Below are 20,742 nucleotides of genomic sequence, written 5' to 3'. Positions count from 1 at the left end.
TGGTGAATACTGCACTCGACCCTTTTCCTTCTACCTGGACCGGACGAGCAAAGCGAATAGGTAAGTACAACCGTTTGAACTACGGACTCACATCCTTTCTGGCGGCGCTCATGGACAGTTCCGCGTCACTTCGTCGAGGCCTTATCCGATTCGCAATCACAGATGGCCGCAGCATCTCAGACCTTCTAACCAACGACGAGTTCCTTGATCGCTTTATAAAACAAAATGTTTTCGGGAACTTTCATCCAACGTCAACCTGCAGAATGGGCTCTGCTCAGGATCCGACCAGCGTGACGGATCCGTCAGGCCGCGTACATGGACTATCGGGTTTAAGAGTCGCCGATGCGTCTGTGATGCCATTCTGCCCGCGAGCAAATACGAACATCCCCACGATTATGGTAGCCGAGAAGATCTCTGATGCGATACTGAATGAGCGCTAATGGAGTGTGGGTGCCGTCGCGAATAGTGTTGGAATTCGGCGGAGCAGCCCGGTAGGCTGGGGTTCGTTCGGCGAGGTCAATCTGCGTATGGAGAGGCTTGATGGGCAGCGTCTGCCATCCATCGACTTTTCGCATCGAGCTTTGTCGGACACCATCAACGCCCAGAACAGTATGGCCGCGGTTTCGGGCAAAGGCAGCACGGTCTCGGTCTTGATGCGCCGCTTGAACTCTTCGTGCAGACGTTCGATGGCGTTGGCCGCTTTCCATTGGCTCCGCGTCAGTCTGGTGAAGCCCAGGAGGCGCTCGCCGGCCTCTACGAGCTATTGGTCACGAGCGTCAGTTGAGCCGCCAATTGCGAACAAAGGTCCTTGCGGCGGGCCGCGATCTCCAGCGGCGTGGCCGGGGTAGCTTATGTCGGTGTAATCGGCGCCGATGTTGCGTCGATGATCAGTTTTGATCGGGCTTGCCGCCTTGTGCCGGCACTTTGGCGAACATCCGGTTGAATACGCCTCGTCTCCAGCTGATGAAGCGATTGTAGATCGCTTGTGAGGACCGTGTTCCGTGGGGGGGCGCGTCGCGTCACTGTCGTGGCGAATTGACAGGCTGCCCCCTGCCTCACCAGGATAATGTTATCGAGCCTTGTGGAGCTGACATTGCCCGCGCAATTCATCCAGTCGCCGTCGAGGATGATCCGCTCCGCCGTTTCCGCGCGCCATGCTTCACAGCCAGAAGGCATGGTGCGCTCTATCGCACCAGCAAGCTGGACTGCGACGGCTGATAGCCTGCAGCCGCGGTGCTGCCTATCGCATCGCCTTGGGTGTGAGCGAGGTAATTGCGACCCATTACGACGCGGGGCTGGACGCGATCTTCAAGGGGCCGCTCTACCAAGCATCGACGGTTCTGGAGCACAGGCAGCGCCAACGCGGCCGCCAGATCTACAGCCTGCACGCCCATGAGGTGGAGTGCATCGGCAAAGGCAAAGCGCACGCACCCTACTAGTTCGGGGTGAAGGTTTCCGTGGCGACGACGCTGAAGCGTTCAAAGGACGGTCAGTTCGCCATGCATGCCATGGCGCTTCCCGGGAACCCCCAACGACGGGCACACGCCAAAAAGATGATTCCTGCGATGGAAGACACCTCTTCACCGCCGGTCAGAAGCGCCGCGTGACACCGGCGATCAAGCGCCAGATGCGGCGGCGATCGGCCGTCGAGCCGGTGATCGCCACGCGCCGGCGATCTGACGGGAGATGTCGCGGACGGTGCGCCCCAGATACGTCCTGAGCCTGCGCAGGGCCTTGTTGGCCCGCTTGAATTGCTTGGCGTGGGCGTAGCGCTGATACATGATCAGCGCCTGTTTGCCGACCCGGACATAGGATTGGCGCAGGTCGATCCTCGCTTTCCTGGCCAGCCGCACCAGCCGCTCGCGGGCGCGATGGATGAGCTTGGCGCCGGTTGGGAACATGACGTTCTTGGGTTGACCGTCGTGTCGACAATGATCCGGCGCGTGTCCTGCGGCTTCATCGCGCCGGTCTTGACCGCGATGCTGAGGCTTTCCTACAGCAGCACCTTGATCCGCTCCTCGCCCATGCGGCCCCGCCAGCGCGTCATCGAGGAGCGGTCGAACGGCAGCTCATGGCGGAAGAACTCCTCGCCGCACAGATACCGGAAATATGGGTTCTCGATTCAGCGCGCGCACAGCACCTCGTCCGACAGGTTGAAGGTGTGCTTGAGGATGGCGAGCCCAGCCATCAGCCGCGTCGGCAGCGGCGGCATGCCCGGCCCGTCGCAATAGACCTCGCCGAAGCGCGCCTCCAGCACCGGCCAGTCGATGGTGCGGGCCAGCCGCACCAGCTCGTGGTTCATGTTGAGGATTTGACCAAGGCGGGCGCGGAACAGATCCTGTTCTCCTGTCTCGCGCCGCTCGCGTGGTCTGCCCATCATCTGGCGCCGATTCACTGCGATGAAAAGCAGTGAATCGCGCTTCGCCAGGTGGCGAAATCGCAAACTGGAATTGCAAGAAAACTATCAAAAATTGGCCGTACCTGCAATTCCAAAATCTGCAAATCGGCCGCATTCCTTATGGAATATCCGCAGCTTCCGAATTCTTCACGGTCGACTAAATCCCGATCGACTGCGATATCCGACGACCGAGCGCTGCCCGCGACGAGTTCAACCTCCCGGCCACCGCCCAGAACCTCTGGAAAATCGCCAAACCGACCCGATGCCAGAATCACAAGGCCAGCGTATAGGGAACCAGATGCCATGCGACACCTCGCGATAATTGAAGCAACGCTGGATTCGGAGCCGACTTTTTCGACCATATTAGAGAGTTGCCGACGCCAGGTATTCAAGCGCGGCCCAGATTGCTTTTGTTGCGGACCTTAAGGAAGCCTAGTCAAATTGGTTTCCTCGTCGAAAGCCCCCAGAGGTTGCTTCGTGTATACGCTCATGGGGTAGGCGTCTGTTCTCAGGCTGGCCAAAGGTCATGCAGCACTCTTGGAGTGGCGGCCTTGGCCTCTTCTAGCTCTGCTGCAGACAAACGGTCGGCCAATTGGCCGAGGACCGAGCGAGCAACCTCTTCCGGATCCACCGCCGGGTCGCAGTGGACGCTGTCGTGGATCCGGTCGAGAAACGAATTGCGGTTTCTGGCTATAGCGCGGCGGCCGGGATGCCAACCCTCGTAGTAAAAGCCGCGCAGTAAGGCTGGCAGCTGCGCGCCCATGTATACAGCCTCGTCGCGATCCAGACAGTCGCGCAGGGCATGCAGCGTCGCAATCAAGGCTTGGAAAACCCGCTCGCGATCATGCCAGCGAAGTCTCCACGCCAGATCGCTGATCCAATTCAGCGTTGCTTGCAATGCGTAGTTTAGATCACGGCTCACGTACATAAGCATTCTCCTGTCCTTAAAGGTTTGTCAGGATCAGATTAGTCGCCGTTAAGTGTCGAAATGCGTCTTGTCGGCCTTGAGGCAGACCAAACTGGTCAGGAGGGACTAGCGCTGCAAGGAAAACAGCTTCCGTCCGCGGCGGATGCAGGTGGCTGAGGGATGATGCCGTTGGTGCCGATGTCCCTGGCGGTCGCGGACTAAATTCCAGAGACAAAACCTAACCCCGGGATTCGCTCGGTTCTGCGAACTACAACCGCAGGGTCGGCGAATACGCTCACTCGTGCGGGACCCGTCGCAGCCTAAGAGAAATACTCCCCGTTCCATCCCGGATTGGTCGCTTCGCTTCCCAAATCCGAAATCATCGCCTCAGCGCAGCGATGGCGCTGTAGATTCGCCTGAAAAAGCACCGCTGGATCTCGTGCGGCCACAATCTCAAACAATATGACAGCATCAGCGCGCTTTATGCCGAGACGTATTGCCGCTGCGCAATGTGGGGCGACGGCGGGACGGTCTAGATTGTAGGAGTGTTCTTCCGCCGTACACACCGAGGGGGCGCCGGGTCGTTGCCATAGTTTGCGCACGCTTGAGAAAACCGAACACTTACTGCAACTCTCGTGCGCGTCCGGCGCCATGCCCGGTTTCGACTGACTCGAAGTTGCGCAGCATCATTTCCGCAACACTGAAGGTGTGCCGCCCTTGCGGCGAAGTCAGGCGAGCGTCGATATCGGGATAGATAAAGAAGGGAAGCGAAATTCGGTCACTCAGTCCACTGTGGGCGACCTGATGCGGCGTACTCTTGAAGCGGTCGTCGCTCAAGGCCTGAAGCATGTCGCCCAAATTGACTACGAGACTGTCGGGCAGGCTCGGCACTGGCATCCAACGCTCGCGGAACCACACTTGCAAGGACCGGGTGGGGAGTTCCTCCTGTAGCAACAGCGTGAAGAAGCCACCGTCGGTGTGCCTGGCACACATGCCGCCGCGAGCTGGATACCGGATCACGCGTTGCAAGAGTGTCGGCGGGCTGAAATGGCTTCGGAACCAGCCCTGTTCCATACCGATCAGGTCGGCTAGCGCGGTTCCGAGCAGCGGGACAACTCTGCTGAGCACGGTAGCCTGCAAAGCAAGCAGGCTTCGGGCGAACCCAGGAGCCAAGGCCTCATCTGGAAAGCGCGTGATTCCAGCAAACGGACGCCGGTCGCCTTCGTTCTCAATTCCGAGATCGAAGAATTCCTTTGGATCGCGTCCGGCCTCGGGATGGAGTATTTCGCCGTGCAACGGACTGTATCCACGGGCGATAGTGGGATACATGCCTTGAGAGGCGTGACCATAGCGTTCCTTGATCGAATCTGGCAACGCGAAGAACCGCCGGGAAGCCTCGATCGCTTGTGCGATCTGTTCCTTGGGGATGCCGTGCTCGATAAGGTAGAAGAACCCGTACTCCTCGCAGGCCATTTGTAAGCTCTGTTGCTCTTCACGTTGCGTTGCATCGGCTGCCAGTTTCGCCAGTGAAATTTGTGGTAACGTGGTCATATTCGCTTCTCCGTTGGCGCTTTGCCTTGTCGGGCTCCTGGAATACTTAGATTCCGCATCCTTGTCGGGCGACGTATCTCGCATCGGTTTGCGGCAAGATATATTATCTCCTACCGCGCGACGAATATATCTATCAAATTTTCGACAATGGCAATACGGGGACAAATTAATAATATTCAAACCAATTGTGACGTTTTTCTTTCATTGTTGCTAACTTATAACAGGTAAATTTAACAATTAGAACGAAGATCGTGATTCTATAGGAGCTATCTATAACCGATCTACAACCTCTGCTCAACCTTACGCCGAAAACCGACCAGAATTCGGTCGAATTTGCCGCCAACCGCGTAAGTTGAACCTTAAAACCTAACCCTATGGTAGAGTTTTACGCGTGCCTTGCCGGAAAACGAATCCGCCACACCCCGTTGGTGAAGCCTCTGATTACCTCTTGCGACCAGCGCGCTTAGAACGGCGACGATCCCGGAGCGGATCTCCTGCGCGGAGGCGCACACGCCTCCGGCGTGTTGCGCCGGCAAGGTCGTCATGTTCCTCGAGGCGATAAGCGGTGCTCCCGGGATACTTGCTTGCTCAGCGTCAAGGATAGTCGCTGCAACTTTTGGCATCCGCTAGCCCTATTGGCGCCTTTCTCGACCGCCGCGCTACCTCTTTCCGACGGCGACGATGACCGTCCCATCTCGCCGACCCTAGGCTAAGGCTAGATGAGGCATGCCACAGGGCCGCGCGTTCTCGGGATTTACTTCAAGCAACCGACGTGAATTCGCAAGACCTTCCAGATAGCGCGAGTCTGTCTGGCAGGTCGCGGCTTAACGAACGTGTTAGCACTTCTCCCGTCGAGATGGCTTCAAGCTCCCGGGCGGGTACTGCGCCAAGGATGACCGCCCACGCAACAGGGCGAGACAGAATTCTTACCGACTGCGAGGACGGTAGGTGGGCAGCAGTCCTGTGTGCCAGCTGTTCCTCACGATAAAAACCCTTTGCGGAACAGGCCAAAACTTTCCATGCGCGCTGCCGAGCTCCCGGTGATATCTGCCATCTGTCGATCCAACCGAATGCAGAAACTCTCAGCCGGATATGAGGCCTAATTAATCGTAATACACTTTAGCTTGACACGCGGATGTGAGGTCTCTGGGTTTCGAATTCTTTGTCGCGACGGATTAAACGATGCGGTCTATAAAAGCACTTTCAACATCAATATTGGTTATTAACGAACTCGACGATGATTCCAAGATATCGACTTTGTTTCCTCTATGTTGCACTCCCATCATGATGGCGAAACATAACTTTAAGTTGAAATAACTTCGCCAACTGCAATGAGAATGGTAGAGCTGAGTCGATGCAGAGCTGCCCAGTACGGCGCGCAGAGCCGAAGCCTTAAACCCCTGCAGTTTTGCGCGCCAGTGACACCCTCCTGTGCAAATGGCTGTGGAGCAGAGACTATGGAACACCGGCGGATTAGCGGCATCGAGGAGATACCTACCCTCTCTCCAAGAGAAAAGGAGTGCATCCTATGGACGGCGAAAGGGAAGTCGTCGTGGGAAATAGGGCAGATTATAGGTATATCTGTAAACACTGTTAACTTCCACATAAAAAATGTTATGAGAAAGATGGATAGTGTTAGTAGAACAACAGCGGCCATAAAAGCGCTGCAATCTGGAATTATCGAATTGTAAAAGACAAAGAAATGTCATGCCTAAGCCTAGATACTTCTGTTGCGGAGAAGGTTTTGCGATTCGGCGAATTTAACATCGGTTGTGCCAGGAGTTTTCTTGAACCTGCATATGTCGGAGCGGTGGGAGCACTAATCTTGGGTCCATTTCGGAAACGGTCCAAGGCGAGCCGCGGTGCACTGCACACTGACGCAGGTAAACGCCCGATCGATGTAGGAAGAAGTATGCGTTGGCTAGATCACCTCTCGCGTTGCTTCTGCCTTGCTTAACATCACCTCGCGATGCGTATTCGGCTCGGCACCGGGAACAGTGGAGCACCGGGTAACGCGGACAGGTAATTGGTAATCGTGTCGGAGACCGGCAGCACCTGAAACGCCAAGGGCTTCATGATAGTGTCGGTCTGGATCAGCCCGAGGGCGGCTGTGACTAAAGGGGCCTCCCCGTCGCGTTGCGACCGATGTGACACCTGTCGGCGGAAGCCGGTCAGTCGTTACGACGTTCAACTTCAGGTCCACCAGAGAACAAGATCCGGGCGAGCAAACCCGAAAAAGCTGTTCAGCACTAGGCGACGCTTTCCGTCGCCTGATTGACCGGTGACCCCGTGAACGAAACCGCCATCGATCAGGCCGATATCCCCCGCCCTGAGCTGGAAGTCGCGACAAGGAACGCCCTCGAGATAGGCTGCCGAATAGGGATAGCCCGTAGTCTCCACACCTTGAGACTTTCGGTCGGTGACTGTCGGCTTGTGGCTCCAGAGCCTCAGATTGCCACCTTCCTCGGGCATGCTGGGATAGAAGTTGAGTGCGGCTACGGTGTTGTGCGCCACCGCAGAAAGCTCGTGATCGTTCCCAGCACATAACACTTGAGCGACGTCGTCGTGGGGGTCCAAGCAGAATGTGCCGCTGCCAGACCAACTGAGAGCGCGACAAACATTAGCCTGACCATGCTCCGAACGGGCCAGCCGCAATTCAATGCCCTGTTTGCGAAGCTCGCGCTTCAACGCGTTGAACAAACCGCGGACCGGATCAACCAAATTGCCAAAAAGGGCTTCGACACACGGTCGCGCAGTTTCCGCCTCTGCGAAATAGGTGGCTGCATCCTTCCTATAGTGGGATGCTCCGACATACTGTCCAGGGACGCCATCTTTACGCTCCTGGAGACCGGGACTGCCAACAAAGTTCGCGGTGATCTCCTCGGCTATTTCGGTGCTGAAAGCTTGCTTGATGTGCAGAGCGGTGATCTCACCTTTCAGGACTGAGATGATCTCCGCAGTGCTGATCGAGCCGGTTCGCTCTCTGATCTCGACAGGCGAGATGGCTGGGGCTTGGGATACTTCATTAGTTTCCATTGGCTTGCTCCTTTAGTGCGTGATCAAGGATGGCGATGCCATGATCGAGTTCCTCATCGGTGATGGTTATCGGTGGGAGGACTTTGATGACGTCGCGATTTGGTCCTGAAGATTCGATCAGCAGGCCATTTTCGAACGCGACATCGTGCACACGGCCGACAACGGCCTGCGAACGGCACTTGAGGCCGGCCATCAGACCGCGGCCGCGCTTTTGTTCGATGCACTTGGGAAATTTCGCGACGAGGCTATCAAGGTGTCTTTGCAGTTTGTCGGCCGTCCGCTCGACGCCTGCAGTAAACTGCCTGTCGGACCACATTTTGCACATGGCCCCTGCAGTCACAAAGGCGAGATTGTTGCCTCTGAACGTCCCGCTATGTTCTCCGGGATTCCAAATGTCCAAGTCGGGGCGAATCAGAACAATGGAAAACGGACTACCTGAACCGCTTAGGGACTTCGAAAGGCATACGATGTCGGGTGCGATCTTCGCGAACTCGAATGAGAAGAACTCGCCCGTTCGTCCCGCACCAGCCTGAATGTCGTCAACGATCAAAACAACGTCGTGCTTGCGGCAAATCCGCTGAATTTCTGTGAGCCATGCTGCAGATGCAGTGTTCAGGCCGCCTTCTGCCTGGATAGTCTCCAGAATGATTGCAGCTGGCTTTTCTATGCCGCTCCCCGGGTCGCTTAAAACATAGTCGATGTAGCTAGCGGAATCGAAAGCTTGCGTGGGGTAGCCGTCGTAGGGGACACGGATCACATCGTGGCGAGCAACGCCGCCCAGTTCCCTGGTTGACGCCGAACCCGACACCGCCAGGGAGCCGAGCGACATGCCGTGGAACGCATTTGTGAAGGCCATGACGCTTGAGCGGCCGGTATATTTTCGCGCCAGCGCCAGCGCTGCTTCGTTAGCGTTCGTGCCGGTCGGCCCAGGAAATTGTATCTTGTAGGACAGCCCCCTGGGCTTCAGGATCGAATCCACAAACACTTCGATGAATTCACGTTTTGCGACTGTATACATGTCGAGCGATAGAAGAATGTTCTCGCCGACGAGATACTCAATCGCTGGCGCAATAATATTCGGGTTGTTGTGCCCGTAGTTGAGGGCGCCCGATCCAACAAGGAAATCGATATATGGTTTTCCGGCCTCGTCCCAGATTGTCGCTCCAAGGGCCTTCTTAAAGACTGTAGGAAACGACCGTCCGTAGCGACGAACATTAGACTCATAGGCTGCAAAAACGTCGGTATTCATTGGCGCCTCCTGCATGCAGATCATTTAACTAGACAGGACTTGACAGAATGGAGACAGGACCTGCGCGGCACCTCAACTGCTGTACAGACAACTGGAACCTCCACTTCGCGCTGCTCTGCATGCCGGTATCCCTATCTCTCGGTCAATGCATTGGAACGAGTTCGATCCTAAAGTTTTCTGACAGGCGTCGACACTACGGCATGTGGTAGTTGACTGCTTGTGGCTTGCAAAAGCGCCTGCCGTTTGCGGAGCCGCACAGAGGACCAAACTGCCTCACCCTTTGGAGTGGGCCCCTTGGGCCGGACAGAGTCAGGACCTTAGTTCTTCGTGATTTCGAGCATGTCCGCCAGATTGGGCGGCGCAGGCTCCTTGTGTGTGCTTCCATCGACCGGACGGAACAACTTCAATTCCGCTGGGGAAGCGTTTTGTTCGTGGGTCAGCGCGCTGTAGGTGATGGCAATGGTTCCTCTCGGCCCCGCGTCCTCGACCGGCTACGCGTGCGCTGACAAGGATATGTCTCCCGGACGGCCGCGATCCGTTTCATCAGACAGTAGTTAGCGACGCCTGCGCAAGCTCGAGCGGATGGGCTTGGGTGATCTATCCGTTCCGGCCGCTGGCGCCTCGACGACCGCTCAGACGCCCCACTCCGTCGCATCGGAGAGTGTGACGACATCATCAAAGACCCGCATCGTGAGTTGACCAGGAAGAGGCTCGCCCGCAGAGCCGCCGAGTATGTGATTCAGACTCCGAGGGGAGGTCTAGCCTGTGGTCGGTCGCGTTGTCGCGCATGGTCAAGACCAACGAACCAACAACCGCATTACTCATCGTGGGACCCCTGTCCGTGCAGAAAAGCTGCGAAAATGCGGCTGGTTTCGCGGGAAACTCCTCAAGCGACTGAGTTATAACGCAAGTCGTTGATAGCGGGCGCTGGCGCTTGAAGGTTTGGTGGGAATGAGGCCATGTAAGGAGCGTCATGGCCAGAACATGCAGTTGTCCTGAACGGTTCTTGCCTGCCTTGGTCGCTGCGTGTATTCCCGTTTTGTTCTCAGTTTTGGAATAGGTAGGAGCAATGAGCGAAATTTTCTTTTTCTACTTGGATGAGAAGATCGAGGTCGATCGGTCGGTCTTGACCGGTGCTGAGGTCAAGGCGGCAATCCAGGCTAGAGTTGCTACCCTGGATCTCAGCCATGATCTGGTTCTCGAGGGCCATGGTCATCATGACCAGGATCGAGCAGTCAGGGACGATGAACCTGTCGATCTCTCTCACGGCCATGGCCAAGGGCCAAAGCACTTTTTCACACGCCCACCGACCAGCTTTGGGCGGGATTAGATGTTGCATCCCGTAACACTGCGACAGTTTGACGTTATCACACAGCGTCATCCAGATGCTCAGCTTGAGCCGCTCCCCTCAGGTGCCACTCTTCTCACAATTCCTGAATTGAGGCTGCCTCCAGGATGGTCGGCGACGTCCACCTGCGTCCGATTTATTGTCCCCGTCGGGTATCCCGGGCCATACCCTGATTGCTTCTGGGCTAGGTCCGGGCTGAGATTGGATAATGGCCAGATGCCCCAAGCCTCTCAAGATCCCAATGCCATTCCAGAGACCGGGTACCAGGGAATTTGGTTCTCTTGGCACGTAACCGACGCACATGTTAACTGGAATCCAAATCGGGACACCCTGACCACCTGGGTGGGCGCAATCCAAGAGCGCTTCCGGTGCGCAAAATGATTACTCTAGCCTTCGCGGCGCCACGACTACGTGAATTGCGCGAGGCGCTTCGCCATCCGGCGCTTGAAAGCGCTGCGATCCTTCTGTGCGTCCCCGTGCAACTTGCGCGATCAAAAGGATGGCGGCTAGTCGTGCGAGAGATGCACATTGCATCGGACAAGGCCTATGTCGAACGAACTCCAATTTCGGTCCATCTATCCCCGGAATTCTGTTTGCCCATTGAAAAGAGGGCGAGGCTGAACGGCTGGTCGCTTGTTTACGTCCATACGCACCCGCAGGTTTCCACAGCTGATTTTTCGCCAGTCGACGATGCGAGCGAAGGCTCGCTTGCGGGCTACTTGCGCGTGCGTTGCCCCGATGTGCCCCATCTGTCTTTACTGTTTTCTCGTGATCATGCACGAGCCCGTGTTCTAGGCGAGGCGCAGGCAGTTCGGGTCTTGGAGGTCGGCGCACATTTGCAGGTCGCCTTCGATCCGCGTGAGGAGGTTCTCCTCGAGGATCGTTTCGATCGCCAGGTCCTCGCTTTCGGAATGCAGGGGCAGGCGCGTCTGGCGGCGCTCAAGGTAGGTATCGTAGGGCTAGGCGGCACGGGTTCGCTCGTCGCTCAGCAACTCGCACACCTAGGCGTCCGCAACTTCATTCTTGTAGACGATGATACGATAGAGGCGTCGAACCTTAACAGGGTCGCGGGAGCGTTGCCGAACGACGTCAACTTAACGAAAAAGGTGTACGTTGCAGAGAGGATGATCCGCGGGCTGAGGCCGGACGCCCACCTCAAGACAATTGATGCCGACGTTACCGTGGAGGGTGTGGCGCGCCAGGTGATTGAGGCCGATTTGGTGTTCAATTGCACCGACACCCATGCTAGTCGTCATGTCTTGAACACCGCCGCCTATCAGTTCCTCACGCCAGTAGTCGACATGGGTGTATCAATCACGGTAGATGCCGAAATGCGCGCGCGGCTGGCTGGTCATGTCAAGATGCTGGCACCCGGGTTGGCTTGTCTGTGGTGCGCGCGCCACCTTGACGCAGGGCAGGTCCGCTCGGAAATGATGACAGAAGAGCAGCGCCGGGCCGATCCCTATTTCCAGGGGGCTGCAAACGCGCCGCAGCCGGCAGTGATCAGCTTGAATGGCGTGGTAGCCTCACTCGCGGTTACCATGCTGCTTTCCGCTGTTGCTGGCGTTCCGGCCGAGCCCCGCTACCTTGTCTATGATGGGAATCGGGGCAGGACTAACGCGATCGAGGATACGCCGAACCCCGACTGCAACTTTTGCGGCGCGAACTCTACAGCGGGAGGCGGTGACATGTATCCGTTGCCGACGCGAAGACATGTCGCGGGCTAGATACACTAGCTTCAAAGGTGAGGCGCAGGGACACGCTCAAGCGGTAGCTCTGCTCCATCAACCAGGCGACATGGCGCTGGATCGACGAGGCGTGCCACGATCGCTGGTGATGCTTTGCCCGGATGGCTGCGGCGACACCTTATCCGTCAACCTCGATGCACGGGCTGGCAAGGCATGGCGGGTAGACGTTCGCAAAAATCAACTAACGCTATATCCTTCCGTCTGGCGGGACCAGGGATGCGGTGCGCACTTCATCGTCTGGCGCGATAGGCTGCTCTGGTGTGACCGCTACGATCCTGCACCATGGCGGGATGATGAGCTCGTTGGCGAGGTCTATGTCGAACTTGAGCGTTCCGTTTCGGGCGACTACCGGCATTACGAGCATGTCGCAACGATATTGGATGCAATCCCCTGGGAAGTGCTGTGGGCCTGTCAGATGTTGACACGGCAAGGCAGGGTTGACGCGAAACAGGGAGGCCTCTTCCGATTAAGGTTAGGATCGGGTGGGACCACCACGCCCCCAGAAAGCCAGGTCTAATGCCGAAACCGCCCTACGTGATCGAGTTCAACGGTGAGCGCCTTCAGGTGGATCAATCGGAACTAAGCGGTGCTCAAATTCGCGCACTGTTTGGGGTAGAACCGTCATGGAATTTGGTTCTCGAAGCCAAGGGCGCGGAGCCGGATATTTTAGTTTCCGACGATCAAGTCGTCTCCCTGGAGAAGCGACCGGTCCGCATCTTTAGCATGCCGCCTGCTATGTTCGGTGGATCAGTTTCCTAGATGGCTATTCGAAGTCGCGTTATCTGGGTGGGCTCGCCCGCGCCTCCTGCTATCGTCAACGCCCTCTCAGAAAGGGATCTTTCGCTTGCCGAGAAAAGAAACGCGGCATGCGAGGCGGAACTCCCAAGTAGTTGCGCGGTGGTCATCAATATCTCGCCCGGTCGACCTCTGGACGACGAAATAACCGGTCTGATCGCGAATGCCTTCATGCATGGGTTGCTCGCTTTCGTGCTCGCGCCGTTGACAGAAATCGACGCACTTCGACGAAAGCTGGACGGCTTGCCATTCGGGAAGCGCGTTAAATTGTGGGCAGTACGCGTCGCAAGTCGCATTCCCGAGTTGTCTGCAAGAAGCGCTCCGGGCCTTAGCTATTCGCCCAGCGTAAAGTTGGTGGGGTGCGATGACTGCTCACCGGAAGACGTGGTCCTTTTGCGGCGGGCGTTTAGCGATTGCGGGGAGGTGACCTTCACGCGCATGGCGCAGGGTGGCGCGGCCGTATTCCAAGCATATGCGCGCCTGAATGACTCGCGCGCGGGCCCCTATCCTCTGCCGTTCTTCGTCAAAATGGATCGATATCCGAAAATCCTTCGCGAGTTGGAGAATTACCAAGTCTGCACCACCCATTTCATTCCCTTCTTTTCGCGACCCAATCTTGACCCACACCGTTGCCTTTTGGGCGCCGAAAGAGGCTTGATTGTCGGGAATTTCGTCGAGCATTCCGATTCGCTCGCCGAACAGGTGAACCGCGGTACTGCCCAAGCCGCGATCAATTCACTCTTCGAGGACGCCTTGCGAGGTTGGCGCACCCAAGCCTATCTCTCCGTTTCTGGCGTGCAAGAGGGCCCGCTGGTGAACTCAGTGCTCGGAACTTTCTCCGAAAACGCACGTCAGCGGGCCAACACTTACGCACGTGAGGCTCAGCCCTTCGGTGCCACGCTCACGGCTGTAAAAATTGCGAAGTTGCTGGATGACCTTCCTCCGATACGTCACCGGCGGGCGCTTTGCCACGGAGACCTGCATGGGGAGAACGTTCGTGTGCGAAGTGGGCAAGCCATACTCATTGACTTCGCTGCTGTGGATCACGGACCTCTTGTCATCGACCCAGCAGCGCTTGAAACTGCGCTTGTTCTCAGAGCGCCTGGCAGACAATCAATTGAATGGATGGAATTCTCGGACGAACTGTATGCCGTTGAGAATCTGCGCACACTTCCGCAGTTGCGTTCTCCCACGGCACCTCTCAACCCGCTCTGGAACAGCGTGCGCCAGATCCGACGATTTGGACTTGCCGAACAGGTTAGTAGTGACGAATACGCGCGAGCAGTCGCGGTTCACTTGCTTCGGCATGGCTTAAGAAAACGGGGCAACGACGAGGATCGCGGTCGTCGACCTTTCTTTGTCTGGTTGGCTGAACGCTTGGCACTGGATCTGACAAGCTCGGCTTCGTTCTGCCCCCCCTACATGGTTTCCCCGGGTTGGAAATCAGGCGATAGCTAACTGTGAGCTTTCAGCAACTTGTCTATCCGGTCTGGGCCGGGAAAGCGGAGAGGTTGTCGAAGCTTCAGTGATTCTCGGAGGACCGGATGAACGTCCATACGGCTGACACCGCGCCGTCGAGGGGCGTCCAGTTGGTATTGCATAGGGTCTGCCGCCCCTTGCCTTGACCTCGTAGAGCGGTTTTCCCAACTGCGGCGGATGCCGCTGTCAAAGAGCACCTCGTCGACCAGGCGCAGCTCTGCTCCTGCGGCTCCAAAGAATGTTGCCGACCCGGTCGTAGACCGCATCCCAATGGGCAACCCAACTCTTCTGAACCAGGAGGCATTTCATGCCGATCTTGTCGGCGACCGCAGCGACCATCCGCGTGTGGTTGCACTGCACGCCGCCGATGGAGACGAGCGCATCGGCATTTGACGCGATGGCATCGGGGATGATGTATCGAGCTTGCGCAGCTCGTTTCCGCCAAACGCGAGACCGGAGTTGCTGTCCCCGCGTTTGGCGTAGATTTCCACCTTCGCCCCAGATGCTTGGAGAGGCGGTCGAGCGTCTCGATGGGCGTGGGTCCAAATGTGAGCGGATAGCGTTCGAACTTTTCCAGCATTTTCTCTCCGGCAACACGCGACGGAGCTGAATTAGCCATTCACGAGTCATTCTAGAGCCGTCTGTGATTTGACGTCGTATGCATTATCCGGCGCCAGAAGAGTCCCATTACTATTTCCAGCGCCTCGCTGGCGTGCTGCGAGAGGCTACCCCAATGCGTATGGCATTCAAGAACTGCATCTCCTGGATTACTTAGAATGACCGGATTGCGGTCGTCATCGACTCTCAGGCACAGTATTCCTTATAATATCTGCTCAACGTTTATGGTTGGTCCAAAGTGGCGCCAGCTTGAGCACTGACCTTGTCATGGCGCCTCAAGGCAGCAGCAGCGATATGGCCAGCATTTGATCGCGCTGAAGCAAATCAGCGGATTTATTCGTCACCTCATCAAGGTCTGGCTCGGATCTTAACTTCCTTGCTGTCGAAATGCTCAGGCCTTTGGCCAGCTCGGCTAACGAAGCCAGACTGCCAGATCAGAAAGAGCACGCTTGCGAAATACGCCAGCTGAAGGAGCAGCCAACAAGCCAGCGTCGTGACGACTACTGTGCCGATGGAATGAAAAACGAAGTAGACGGTCAGAGCGGTGCTGCACAGGACCATTCCCAGGAGGCGACAAAAGAATCTAAAGGGCAACGCCGTTCTCCTGGTTTTGTCTCCTCAGATCAGGCTGCGATCTTGTCGGCCGCAACATGGGTCTGGCAGTTCTTCGGGCAGACGCGGGCGCAAGTTCCACAGCCAATGCAGCGGCCGGCATGATCCACGACCATGATCATGCGATTGAGCTCGCCGTCGAAGTCGTCGTCCTCGGCGTCACAGACGCCGAGGATTTCACCCGCATCATCGACGCCGTGAAGGTGCATGACCTCGCGCGAGCAGACCTTGAAACAGCGGCCGCAACCGATGCAGGTCGTGTCATCGATAGCGGTGAGATATTCCGGCATCCATCCGGAGCCGTCGCGGGTGGTGAATGTGCTGGTCATCGTAACTTCTTCATTGCAGCGAGCTCTCTCTTGGCACCATCCAACTCGGCAAAAACGGCGGACGTTTCCTCAGCAACTTCCTCTATCTCCCTCCATTTTCTCGGGAGATCCTCTGCAAGGCCGCGCAATCTCATCTTGGCAACTGCCGCGCGCAGCTGAAGCTTTCGAACTTTCTTCCCCATCTCATCTAGGTTTGACATAAATTGTTCCTCGAAATCGGTTTCTTCACGCCCGTGCCACGTCGGGATAGGCTTCAATGCTGCAGTCGCATCGTCGACCAAGTTCGGACCGGCTTCCGCGAGCTTCCTGAACGTCTCGAAGCCGAACCGGTGGATGTCTCGACAGAGCGACCAAGCGCCCGGCCGTGAAAAGCAATCGTCCGAAGCCCCCATGGGTTTCATCTCAATCACTGGCGGTGTCATCAGGCCGGAGCGCTCCTCGATCGCAAGCCCCACGGCGCTGTAAAACATGTCGAGCCTCCACAGCACGTCCGGATCGGGATCTCCGATGACAGGGATCGCACGGCGCTGTTTTCTGGTGACGATGAAGTCGGCCAGCAGCGTGCGTCCGATCCGTAGAGATCCTGAGCACGGATCAGCGGCACGAGGCATTTGACGAACGGTGGTAAGGGCCGCCTCCTCCACGTTGACAGCAAGGCCAACCGCGGCGTGAGACACTTCGCCTGCTCCTCATTTCAGTCCACTTCCTCGAAGGACGGTTTCTTTTTTCGGGGACGCCTCCCTCGGGCATACTTGCGCAGCCGACGCCCAGCTCGGGGCGGCCAATTCCAAGCGATTGATTTCCCTGTGGCCGACTTTGGACCGTCCTCGACTGCGAGGTCTTCCACAACGGCCAGAATTCGCGTCGAACATCACTTCCGCCGCGATGCGGCCGCAGGTCATCGCAAGATACGAACCTCGAACGTGCTGCAAACAATCCATCCTGTGCTGCATGGGGCCTGCTTGCGGCCACGCCAGGAAATGGGCGAATTGGCCAGTAAACATTCCGACCATCCCCCCTTCTTAAGTATTCTTCTCGCCCGGCCGGGCTTTGGCACCTCCGGGAAGCTTGTCTTGCGGAGCCGCACAGAGAGCGCCGTAACAAACCTTCCCGCCTCTGTAGTTGGCCAGGGCCTGCAGCAAATCCGGTAGAAGGTGCTCTTTCAGATCGCCCGGGATAGGCTCCGGACCGTCCAGCGACTTCAGTGTCAATTCGACCAACTCGATCGCGCGTTCGTTGTTGCCGTTATCGTGATAGTACCGGGCGACAGCTGGATAAGACCGGTACTTAGGGCTGTCGCCTTGCGGGGGATTCAGCGCCAGGATGTGTTCGGACAGCTCCTTGCCCATCGCGAAGCGCTCAGCAGGGGGGAGGCGCGAATGGTCATTGGCCGGATGGAAAAGTTGGTCTAGCGCCGAAACCATCCAGTCCTCGGAGTTTTTGTCGATCGCGTCGCGAACCAATTGGCGCATCACGGGCAAGCCCGTCCACATGTCTTGTATTTTGTGAAGCAACAGATGCGCATGAGCCAGGCGGAAATTTACGTCCTCCGGCATCAAGGCGATGCCCTCTTCGATTGCCCACAGAGCCGTCTTCCAATCTTCTAACTTCACCGCCGCCCAGAATCTGTCATCGATCGGCTTTTTCAACGCGTGTTCGCGCGCCATGGGTTCGCTTGTGGCGATCCGCTCCGTATCGGCGGCTTTCGCTTTGTCGCTGGTGCGCCAGCTGCCGTTGAGCACTTCCGGCAAAACCTCATCGAGTTGGCTTGGATGACCAATAAAGGCGATGTGGCCGTCTCGGTCGACCATGAACGAGGTCGGAATCCCGACGGAAAAGCTGGGTTTCATCCAAAGCTTGTTCATTTCGCCTGTGTAGTCGAACGCGATCCGATAGTTCAGATTCGAGCACTTTTCGGTCAACCACGCGTCCAACTTGGTGCGAGCCTCAACGGCCATTGGAGCGTCTTCATTAGCCGCGACTCCGACGACCTCAAGTCCGCTGTCCCTGTATTTTTCCTGGAGCCGCATCAGCTGGAGCATCTCCGCCACACATAGTTCGCACCAAGTTGCCCAAAATTCGACGATATACACCTTGCCGGGTTCGAAATTCGTCAGGGGCTCGCCACGCAGCCAGGTGTCCACTTTGATCGAAGGAGCCGGTGACTTCGTCTGCAATACCATGCTGCTATCCAAAGCTGTTGCCACAGGTTGCGCGACTTTACGCGCGAGCTTGTTTCCCTCTTTAGAGAGGGGGCACACGGGCAGGAAAAGGAGAGCATCGCTCGTCTCGCGCGTCTGCGTGAAGTCAGCTTTCACGCAGTGTTGCCGCATCACAATCCGCAAAGGCCGTGCCAGCGCGCTCAGCGGGCAGTAAGCGCATGAATCGCTAGAAAAACCTTCAAATGCCAAGATGGCCGGTTGTATTGAAGCCGACATGTTTTCTGCCGCTGTCAGGTTTTCGACAAGCATCACGCGCTTCGCGTCGGCAGAAAAGCGTGGCCCGGACGACTCAATATGCATTCGGGCCGAGGGACGAGCAGATAGACGTCATGACTGCCTTAGTTACCGGCAGGCTCGTCATCATCGTCCGGCTTCACGCCACCTAAGCGGTCGCATTTAGGTTGATTTGTGTGTGCGCTTTCGATGTAGTTGTGGCATTCGTTTGGGATGACATAGTCAAGGGTTTTGGCGAGGCGTTGTGGACGGCCTGGAGGCTTCGTTTGGCGGGACGCCGCATGCAGTGCCTTGAGTTTGGCGAAGGCGTTCTCAATCCGATTGAAGTCGGGACTGTAGATGGAGTATTCGGCTTAGCGCCCTCTCTTCAAGTCTTTGTATGGAGAGGCGCTGCGCTTCGAGTTGATGATAGACGTGGTCTGTTCAGGAACAGCCACAAGCATCAGGAAAGGAAGCGCAGCACCTTCATGGCATCACCGCTAAAAGATGAGGCTCAAGCCGAATACCCCATCTGTTCCTGCATGCCGGCGCCTACTGGCTCATGCGGGGCTTGCGGGCGCTCGAGCTTTGCCGTCGCCCAATTCGACACGCTGCGATTGCGCCTCATCAAAATCGCTGCGCGGGTGGTCGAGATGAAATCGCAAATCCGTCTGCACCTGCCGACATCGTGCTCCGACCAGCGCATCCTGCGCATTGTCCTCGATCGCATCCCTCAACTCGCGACATAACGATGGGGCGCAGACGCCCCGAAACGGACCCGCCGACCGCACCTGCAAACCCCACCTGCCCTCACGCGGATCACCGCCGGCGCCTGACGAGGTTCGCGGAAAAGCGCCCAACAGCGGCCACATCGCCGCTTCAGGCCGCCAAAACCTCATCGCCGTGCCTCAAGGGGCTAGCAGGTTTTCAGTCGCGCGCAAGCCTCGATCCTGTGATGAACGTTGGGCGAAGCGGGGTTCTACTTTTCGCTATCGACTAAATTTTCGCGGCTGAGGTCGCCAAACATGCAGAAGGCCTGAGACCCAATGGCCGCCTAAATGTTCTGGCGCAACAGGCTTCGGCGTGACGGCATTCGGCTGCGGCAGCAAATCCAGCGGACTGGATGACGAACATACTTTGTTCGTCGCGATCGGCAGATAGCGGGCCGTGGTGGCGAGAAGATAATGGTGGCAAGAGGGCCATCTCGGCCACTAGGTGATCTCCTGTCTTAGTCGTAGAATGCAGCATCCATGATCTTCCCAGACAGGAGGCTCATTGCGCTACATCCCCCCTCACGCAGCGGTAGCCGCTTCGTTCAATCCTCGATTCACAACATCCCCCGTTGCGGACGGCCGTACCGACTGAATTGAGTGCGCAAGAGCGGCGCCAGCTTGAAGGTCTGGGCCGGCGGCGTGCAGATCGTACTTTTTGGCGGCCGAAAGTGTTGAGAACGACGCAGCGCAATGCGACGCACTGGTTCGGTTGATGGCCGAGGCGGTGGGGCCACTCGCCTTGGACCTGTTACGTCCACTTCCGCCGACCGCAGCCTCAGGGATCAATCAGGTCGAGCCCTCCTTCGCCGACCTTCGCCGAACGGAAAATCCGGCGCGGCGTCCATCGCTGCACACATGGAGCTCGGGGCCGCCACCGTCAGCTACATCGAGGCGGTTATTCTGGCCGCACCCTTGTCACGCGGGTCGGCAAGCTCGAGCTGCGGGTTCCGCAGGACCGGGCCGGCCGCTTCTCCACTGAGCTGTTCGAACGCTACCAGCGTTCCGAGCGGGCCTTGTTGGCGACGCTCGCGGAGATGTATGTGCAGGGCGTGTCGACCCGGCCAATGGCGTTATCGGAGATCATGTGGTTGATTTAGTGCATGAATCTGACGGTTCTCCAGGAAGAGAACGAGCGTTTGAAGGCGCTCCTCGCCGAGGCGCAGGCAGCTTTGGCAGAGTCCGAGGAGGCGCGCCGCCGCCTGGAGAGCGTCGTCAGCCAGCTCAACCACGAGAAGTTCGGCGCCAAGTCCGAGAAGCTGCATCCGGATCAATACCACCTGCCGCTCGAAGACGTGGAGATCGCGCAGGGTGTGCTCGACGCTGCGCAGGAAAAGGCGCAGCAAGTCATCCACGGCCATTCGGACGACACCTCCGGTTCGCGCCGGCGCAACCGCGGTCACTTGCCGGCCCATCTGCCGCGGGTGGAGCGGGTCATCGAGCCCGAGAGCACGTTGTGCCCGTGCG

At 57.5% G+C, this 20,742-nt stretch carries 18 protein-coding genes and 5 pseudogenes; 12 read left to right on the top strand and 11 right to left on the bottom strand.

Annotated elements, in window-relative coordinates; translation table 11 throughout:
• Both NKH29_RS31535 and NKH29_RS31525 read left to right on the top strand, forming a co-directional pair.
• Nucleotides 1-440, top strand: a 440-nt coding sequence (locus tag NKH29_RS31535) for a GMC oxidoreductase (protein ID WP_353001317.1), incomplete at its 5' end; no start/stop codon positions are given.
• A gap of 846 nt (nucleotides 441-1,286) precedes the next feature.
• Nucleotides 1,287-1,660: pseudogene (locus tag NKH29_RS31525) on the top strand (IS5/IS1182 family transposase); the annotation flags it as partial.
• A gap of 7 nt (nucleotides 1,661-1,667) precedes the next feature.
• Here the strand turns inward: NKH29_RS31525 and NKH29_RS31520 are convergent.
• From NKH29_RS31520 to NKH29_RS31505, 4 genes and pseudogenes are all read right to left on the bottom strand, one after another.
• Nucleotides 1,668-2,377, bottom strand: a pseudogene (locus tag NKH29_RS31520) (IS5 family transposase); the annotation flags it as partial.
• Between the two features lie 14 nt (nucleotides 2,378-2,391).
• On the bottom strand, nucleotides 2,392-2,703 hold the full coding sequence (locus NKH29_RS31515) for a hypothetical protein (RefSeq protein ID WP_353001316.1): 312 nt from the start codon (nucleotides 2,701-2,703) through the stop codon (nucleotides 2,392-2,394).
• A 203-nt stretch (nucleotides 2,704-2,906) separates the two neighbouring features.
• The gene (locus NKH29_RS31510) at nucleotides 2,907-3,326 is read right to left on the bottom strand and encodes a DUF2267 domain-containing protein (RefSeq protein ID WP_353001315.1); all 420 of its coding nucleotides are present in this window, start codon (nucleotides 3,324-3,326) and stop codon (nucleotides 2,907-2,909) included.
• A gap of 600 nt (nucleotides 3,327-3,926) precedes the next feature.
• Entirely contained in the window at nucleotides 3,927-4,856 is a 930-nt protein-coding gene (locus tag NKH29_RS31505) for a 2-oxoglutarate and iron-dependent oxygenase domain-containing protein (RefSeq protein WP_353001314.1), read from the bottom strand.
• A 1,331-nt stretch (nucleotides 4,857-6,187) separates the two neighbouring features.
• On the opposite strand from NKH29_RS31505, the gene NKH29_RS32770 reads away from it, so the two are divergent.
• A complete protein-coding gene (locus tag NKH29_RS32770) occupies nucleotides 6,188-6,547 on the top strand; it encodes a helix-turn-helix transcriptional regulator (RefSeq protein WP_502911329.1) in 360 nt (119 codons plus the stop codon).
• Nucleotides 6,548-7,049: 502 nt separating this feature from the next.
• Here NKH29_RS32770 and NKH29_RS31495 read toward each other — a convergent pair.
• Nucleotides 7,050-7,892, bottom strand: a complete 843-nt coding sequence (locus NKH29_RS31495; protein ID WP_353001313.1) for a 2OG-Fe(II)-dependent halogenase WelO5 family protein — start codon at nucleotides 7,890-7,892, stop codon at nucleotides 7,050-7,052.
• Nucleotides 7,882-9,141: a diaminobutyrate--2-oxoglutarate transaminase gene (ectB, locus tag NKH29_RS31490; protein ID WP_353001312.1), complete on the bottom strand. Its 1,260-nt coding sequence runs from the start codon at nucleotides 9,139-9,141 to the stop codon at nucleotides 7,882-7,884. Before ectB ends, NKH29_RS31495 begins: the two co-directional genes overlap by 11 nt.
• A gap of 1,069 nt (nucleotides 9,142-10,210) precedes the next feature.
• On the opposite strand from ectB, the gene NKH29_RS31485 reads away from it, so the two are divergent.
• Genes NKH29_RS31485 through NKH29_RS31460 form a run of 6 tightly spaced genes read left to right on the top strand, consistent with a single transcriptional unit; the run spans nucleotide 10,211 to nucleotide 14,490 of the window.
• Entirely contained in the window at nucleotides 10,211-10,471 is a 261-nt protein-coding gene (locus NKH29_RS31485) for a hypothetical protein (protein WP_353001311.1), read from the top strand.
• A complete protein-coding gene (locus NKH29_RS31480) occupies nucleotides 10,472-10,870 on the top strand; it encodes an E2/UBC family protein (protein ID WP_353001310.1) in 399 nt (132 codons plus the stop codon). It begins immediately after the preceding gene.
• Nucleotides 10,867-12,216, top strand: a complete 1,350-nt coding sequence (locus tag NKH29_RS31475) for a HesA/MoeB/ThiF family protein (RefSeq protein WP_353001309.1) — start codon at nucleotides 10,867-10,869, stop codon at nucleotides 12,214-12,216. The genes NKH29_RS31480 and NKH29_RS31475 overlap by 4 nt, the downstream gene beginning before the upstream one ends.
• Nucleotides 12,203-12,754 carry a ubiquitination-like system serine protease family protein gene (locus NKH29_RS31470; RefSeq protein WP_353001308.1) on the top strand — a complete coding sequence of 184 codons (552 nt, stop codon included), beginning with the start codon at nucleotides 12,203-12,205 and terminating at the stop codon, nucleotides 12,752-12,754. Before NKH29_RS31475 ends, NKH29_RS31470 begins: the two co-directional genes overlap by 14 nt.
• Nucleotides 12,755-12,771: 17 nt before the next feature.
• On the top strand, nucleotides 12,772-12,996 hold the full coding sequence (locus NKH29_RS31465) for a hypothetical protein (RefSeq protein ID WP_352625363.1): 225 nt from the start codon (nucleotides 12,772-12,774) through the stop codon (nucleotides 12,994-12,996).
• Complete coding sequence (locus NKH29_RS31460) at nucleotides 12,997-14,490, top strand: phosphotransferase (RefSeq protein WP_353001307.1); 1,494 nt, start codon at nucleotides 12,997-12,999, stop codon at nucleotides 14,488-14,490.
• A gap of 126 nt (nucleotides 14,491-14,616) precedes the next feature.
• Here the strand turns inward: NKH29_RS31460 and NKH29_RS31455 are convergent.
• From NKH29_RS31455 to NKH29_RS31430, 5 genes and pseudogenes are all read right to left on the bottom strand, one after another.
• A pseudogene (locus NKH29_RS31455) lies at nucleotides 14,617-15,091 on the bottom strand (pyridoxal-phosphate dependent enzyme); the annotation flags it as partial.
• 386 nt (nucleotides 15,092-15,477) lie between these two features.
• Nucleotides 15,478-15,690 carry an exopolysaccharide production repressor protein gene (locus tag NKH29_RS31450; RefSeq protein WP_353001320.1) on the bottom strand — a complete coding sequence of 71 codons (213 nt, stop codon included), beginning with the start codon at nucleotides 15,688-15,690 and terminating at the stop codon, nucleotides 15,478-15,480.
• A gap of 62 nt (nucleotides 15,691-15,752) precedes the next feature.
• Nucleotides 15,753-16,070, bottom strand: coding sequence for a ferredoxin III, nif-specific (gene fdxB / locus NKH29_RS31445; RefSeq protein WP_353001306.1), 318 nt, complete (start codon nucleotides 16,068-16,070; stop codon nucleotides 15,753-15,755).
• Complete coding sequence (locus tag NKH29_RS32765; protein WP_502911328.1) at nucleotides 16,067-16,747, bottom strand: CCE_0567 family metalloprotein; 681 nt, start codon at nucleotides 16,745-16,747, stop codon at nucleotides 16,067-16,069. Before NKH29_RS32765 ends, fdxB begins: the two co-directional genes overlap by 4 nt.
• A gap of 345 nt (nucleotides 16,748-17,092) precedes the next feature.
• Complete coding sequence (locus tag NKH29_RS31430) at nucleotides 17,093-18,253, bottom strand: TlpA disulfide reductase family protein (protein ID WP_353001319.1); 1,161 nt, start codon at nucleotides 18,251-18,253, stop codon at nucleotides 17,093-17,095.
• 784 nt (nucleotides 18,254-19,037) lie between these two features.
• On the opposite strand from NKH29_RS31430, the pseudogene NKH29_RS31425 reads away from it, so the two are divergent.
• The 3 genes and pseudogenes from NKH29_RS31425 to NKH29_RS31415 all read left to right on the top strand — a co-directional run.
• Nucleotides 19,038-19,254, top strand: a pseudogene (locus NKH29_RS31425) (transposase); the annotation flags it as partial.
• 851 nt (nucleotides 19,255-20,105) lie between these two features.
• A pseudogene (locus NKH29_RS31420) lies at nucleotides 20,106-20,339 on the top strand (transposase); the annotation flags it as partial.
• Between the two features lie 39 nt (nucleotides 20,340-20,378).
• A partial coding sequence (locus NKH29_RS31415) for a transposase domain-containing protein (RefSeq protein WP_502911327.1) occupies nucleotides 20,379-20,742 on the top strand: 364 nt, incomplete at its 3' end.

It is taken from the genome of Mesorhizobium sp. M1295 (assembly GCF_040318135.1).
Taxonomy (GTDB): Bacteria; Pseudomonadota; Alphaproteobacteria; order Rhizobiales; family Rhizobiaceae; genus Mesorhizobium.
This window is presented reverse-complemented; position numbering and strand designations above follow the sequence as displayed.